Origin of the sequence: Streptomyces sp. YS-3 (assembly GCF_045257485.1) — a bacterium.
GTDB lineage: Bacteria > Actinomycetota > Actinomycetes > Streptomycetales > Streptomycetaceae > Streptomyces.
In genome coordinates this window covers 1-3,856 of the sequence record NZ_JBJHPC010000641.1, presented here as the reverse complement: position 1 = coordinate 3,856, position 3,856 = coordinate 1, and the positions used below count along the sequence as shown (strand labels likewise).

At 71.8% G+C, this 3,856-nt stretch carries 4 protein-coding genes; 2 read left to right on the top strand and 2 right to left on the bottom strand.

The window, feature by feature from the left end; translation table 11 throughout:
• Positions 1-58: 58 nt before the first annotated feature.
• On the bottom strand, positions 59-526 hold the full coding sequence (locus ACJA3G_RS32385) for an ATP-binding protein (RefSeq protein ID WP_406556603.1): 468 nt from the start codon (positions 524-526) through the stop codon (positions 59-61).
• 184 nt (positions 527-710) lie between these two features.
• Between ACJA3G_RS32385 and ACJA3G_RS32380 the strand changes: the two genes are divergently transcribed.
• Both ACJA3G_RS32380 and ACJA3G_RS32375 read left to right on the top strand, forming a co-directional pair.
• The gene (locus ACJA3G_RS32380) at positions 711-1,571 is read left to right on the top strand and encodes a helix-turn-helix domain-containing protein (RefSeq protein ID WP_406556602.1); all 861 of its coding nucleotides are present in this window, start codon (positions 711-713) and stop codon (positions 1,569-1,571) included.
• The gene (locus ACJA3G_RS32375) at positions 1,572-1,808 is read left to right on the top strand and encodes a DUF397 domain-containing protein (protein ID WP_358836954.1); all 237 of its coding nucleotides are present in this window, start codon (positions 1,572-1,574) and stop codon (positions 1,806-1,808) included.
• A 58-nt stretch (positions 1,809-1,866) separates the two neighbouring features.
• Here the strand turns inward: ACJA3G_RS32375 and ACJA3G_RS32370 are convergent, their stop codons facing one another.
• Positions 1,867-3,651 (bottom strand): FAD-dependent oxidoreductase, encoded by a 1,785-nt coding sequence (locus tag ACJA3G_RS32370; protein ID WP_406556601.1) that lies wholly within the window; start codon positions 3,649-3,651, stop codon positions 1,867-1,869.
• Positions 3,652-3,856: the final 205 nt, after the last annotated feature.

The window sequence follows — 3,856 nt, the reverse complement described above, 5'->3', positions numbered from 1 at the left end:
GGCCCCCGAGGCCCCCCAGCCTCATCCCGGCCGCCTCTGGACAGAAGTGTGCGTGTGCTCATCGGCATGTACGGCCCGCCCCGAGCCGGGCCCAGACGATCCGGCCGGTGCCGTGCGGCACCTCGTGGCAGCCCCACGCGACGCTGAGCGCGTCGACGAGCAGCAGCCCCCGGCCGCGCTCCTCGCCGTCGTCCGCGTCGCACAGGGTGGGCCCGCCCGCGCCGTACCCCTGGTCCCGGACGGCGACCGTCAAGTGACCTGTGGCGAAGGAGAGTTCGCAGGACACGAGGGTGCCCGCGGTGTGGACGACGGCGTTGGTGACGAGCTCGGAGACCACCAGGGCGGCGGCGTCGCCGACCTCCTCGCCGAGACCCCACCGGAGCGTGATCTCGGCCGTGTGGCGGCGGGCCGCGGCGGCGGATTCGGGCCGGGCCGTCAGATCGAAGGCGTACCGGCGGACGTCGGGAACGGACAGGGTGGAGGCCGCGCCTATGAGCTGCGGGACGAGCGCATTACCAGGGGCCACGACCGGGTCCTCACAGTGGGGTAGCGGCGTCGCTCGCGACAGCCGCATGTGCTGGCGTTCACCGACCTACCTTCCACCCATCCGTGACACTTGGCAAGAGGCACTCTGAAAAATGCAGAGTGCTGTGTTCTGGGCTGAGGTGGCATGGCACACTGCTCGGCAACAGGGTTAGGGGAGGTCTGACGTGAGTGAACCCCGGTCCGCCCCGACCGTGGGGCAGGTCGTGCTGGGCAGACGCCTGCAGGATCTGCGCGAGCGCGTGGGCCTGCGGCGCGAGGAGGCGGCCAAGGTACTCCGGGTCGCCCCCGCCACGATCCGCCGCATGGAGACGGCCGAGGTCTCCCTGAAGATCCCGTACGTACAGCTGCTGCTCAAGGCGTACGGCGTCGGGGACGAGGAGACGGACCGTTTCATCGAACTCGCGGAGGAGGCCAACAAGCCGGGGTGGTGGCAGCGCTTCCACGACATCCTGCCGGACTGGTTCAGCATGTACGTGAGCCTGGAGGGCGCCGCCTCGCTCATCCGGACGTACGAGCCGCACTTCGTTCCCGGTCTGCTCCAGACCGAGGAGTACGCGCGCTCGGTGATGATCAGCGGCGCGCTCGGCCAGACGAAGCCGGCCGACATCGAACGGCATGTGGCGCTGCGCATGGAGCGCCAGTCGCTGCTCACCCGGGCCGACGCGCCTAGGCTCTGGGTGATCATGGATGAGACCGTGCTGCGACGGCAGGTGGGCGGCCGTCATGTGATGCGCGGCCAGCTCGACCGGCTGCTCGAAGCCGCCGAGCTGCCCCATGTGACGATCCAGCTCGCGGAGTTCGCGACCGGCCACCACCCGGGCACCTACGGCCCGTTCGTCCTCTTCCGATTCGCCGTGCCGGAACTGCCGGACATGGTCTACAGCGAGTACCTGACGGGCGCGGTCTACCTCGACGCGCGCCCCGAGGTGGCGACCCATCTCGAAGTCATGGATCGCATGGCGGCCCAGGCCGCGACTGCACGACGCACGAAGGAGATCCTGGCGGATCTCCGCGAGGAGCTGTGAATGGATCACATATACAACGGCATGCCTGCCCGCGAGCTGGGGAGCGAGGGCTGGCACAAGCCGTGGAGCGGGGGCAACGGCGGCAACTGCGTCGAGGCCATGAAGCTGGCCGACGGCCGGGTCGCGGTGCGCCAGTCGGCCGACCCGGAGGGCCCCGCTCTGATCTACACCAGCAACGAGATCGCCGCGTTCATCCTCGGCGCCAAGTCGGGCCAGGCCGACTTCCTGCTGACGTGATCCACCGGACGGCCGCCGCCCGCGCCCCTCTCGGGGCCGGGGCGGCGGCCGAGCCGTGTCAGCCCACGTCGAAGACGTTGGGCAGCCCCAGCCGGTAGCGGAACCGGTCGTCGCGCTTGAGCGGCTCCAGCTCGGGGGCGCTGTAGAGCGGGGCCACTGAGCAGCGCGGGGCCGCCGAACCGGCCCGGTCCAGCAGCGCGTTGGCGGCGAGGCGGCCCGAGGTGTTGGCGCCCTCCATCGTCGCCAGGTCGATGGGGACGGCCACGTAGTCGCCCGCCAGATAGAAGTTGGGGATCCTGGTGCCCGCCGAGGGGCGGTTGTGGAACGTACCGACCGGGTGGATCAGCAGCTCGTCCTCGTTCCTCGGCTCGGGGGTGCCGATGCCGGAGACGCCCGGGTCCAGGAACCACGAGTGCAGTCTGCCGTCGCTGAGCACGGTCCGGCCGGTGTCGTTGACCGAGGCCTTCAGCTGCGCCCACACCTCGCGCGCGACCTCCTCGCGGGTGCACTGCTTGGCCGTCTTCCCGTACAGCATCCCCGGCTTGTCCCACTCGGAGATGTCCACCGAGAGGCAGTCCGCCACCGTCCCGTCGCCGAAGTCGGCGCGGAAGTCGTGGTGCGGCCAGTGCTCGGCCTGGGCGATGGCGGTGAGCGACCAGGGGGAGTCGATGCAGTCGAAGTGGCCGTGCACCCCGTCGGGGCGCTCGGTCAGATAGAACTGGATGCCTGTCATCCAGTCCGTGCGCAGCTTGTCGCAGCGGGCCAGCTGCGGGTCGGCCGCGCGCATCGCGGCGCTCCAGGTGCGCCGGGCGTGCTCCACGGGAAGCGCGCAGACGTAGTGGTCGGCGCTCACCGTGCGGCGCGCCCCGGCCGGGTCCTCGACCACCGCCCCCGTCACCTGAGAGCCGTCGTACGCGAACTCCCGCAGGGTCCAGCCCACCCGGAACTCCACCCCCAGGGTGCGCAGATGCGCGACCCAGGGGTCGATCCAGGCCTCGTTGGTGGGCGCGTCGAGGATGCGGTCGAGGGGGCCGTCCGCGCCCCGGCCGAGCGCGTTGAAGACGAACGCCTCCAGGAGCGAACCCACCGTGCGGGTGCTGGCCTCCTCGGCCTTGGTGGCGACGATGTTGCGGGTGACGCCGACGGCGAGGATGCGCTGGTACTCGTGACTCATCTGCCCCGCTCGGGTGAAGGTCCACCAGGGCGTGGCCTCCCACTGGGCGTTGCGGCGCTCGTCGCAGCTGGTCAGAAAGGTGAGAAGGCGGTCCGCGAAGTAGGCGACCTCGCGCGCGGGCAGCCGCTGGAAGGTGCCGAGCACGCCGGTGAGGGCGCGCCGCAGCGCGTCGGGGGTGAGCTGCTGCGGGGTGCCGGACCAGGGCAGCGGCAGCCGCAGCTCCTCGTAGCCGGTCCGGGCGAACATCATCTCCTTCGGCGCCACCAGGTTGTCCCAGACGCCGTGCGGGTTTCCCGCGAAGGGGATGCGCCGCATCGTGTCCGGCAGGTTGTGGTAGATCCCGGGGATGAACCGGAAGCCGTGCTCGGCCGGCAGCGGCTCGCGCCCGCCCCGGGCGCTGTCCGGCACGTCCATGCTGCGCGCCTTGCCGCCGAGCGCCCGGCGCTCGTAGAGCGTGACCGCGAAGCCGCGTTCGGCCAGCTCGTGGGCGGCGGTCAGGCCGGCCACGCCGCCGCCGAGCACCACCACCGACTGCCCGGCCGCCGAGGCGGCCCCCGGACGGGCGGCGGCCGTGGCGGGCGCCGCCGCGTCGAGCCCCAGGGCGGTCGCCGCGCCCGCCACCGCCGTCCCCGCGACGAACGTGCGCCTCGTACTGCCCGAACGCTCCATGGTGCCCCCTATTACCGGTGGTAACGGTCACGTCGGCGCAGGAGCATACGGATGCGGCGGTCAGGCCGGAAGAGACAATCGAGCCCGGTGTTCCCCGGGTGTGCGGCAGGTGTGGCCGGAGTCCGTCGTGCCGTGTCCGGCCGTGCGGGGGCCGGGAGCGCGGGTGTGGTCAGATAGGGACATGGCCCGTCGCACCTCCCGCCCC

What these genes read in the sequence shown, in the direction of transcription:
- ACJA3G_RS32375 (WP_358836954.1), top strand. Translation starts at nt 1,572, where the DNA reads ATGGATCACATATACAACGGCATGCCTGCCCGCGAGCTGGGGAGCGAG.
- ACJA3G_RS32370 (WP_406556601.1), bottom strand. Translation starts at nt 3,651, where the DNA reads ATGGAGCGTTCGGGCAGTACGAGGCGCACGTTCGTCGCGGGGACGGCG.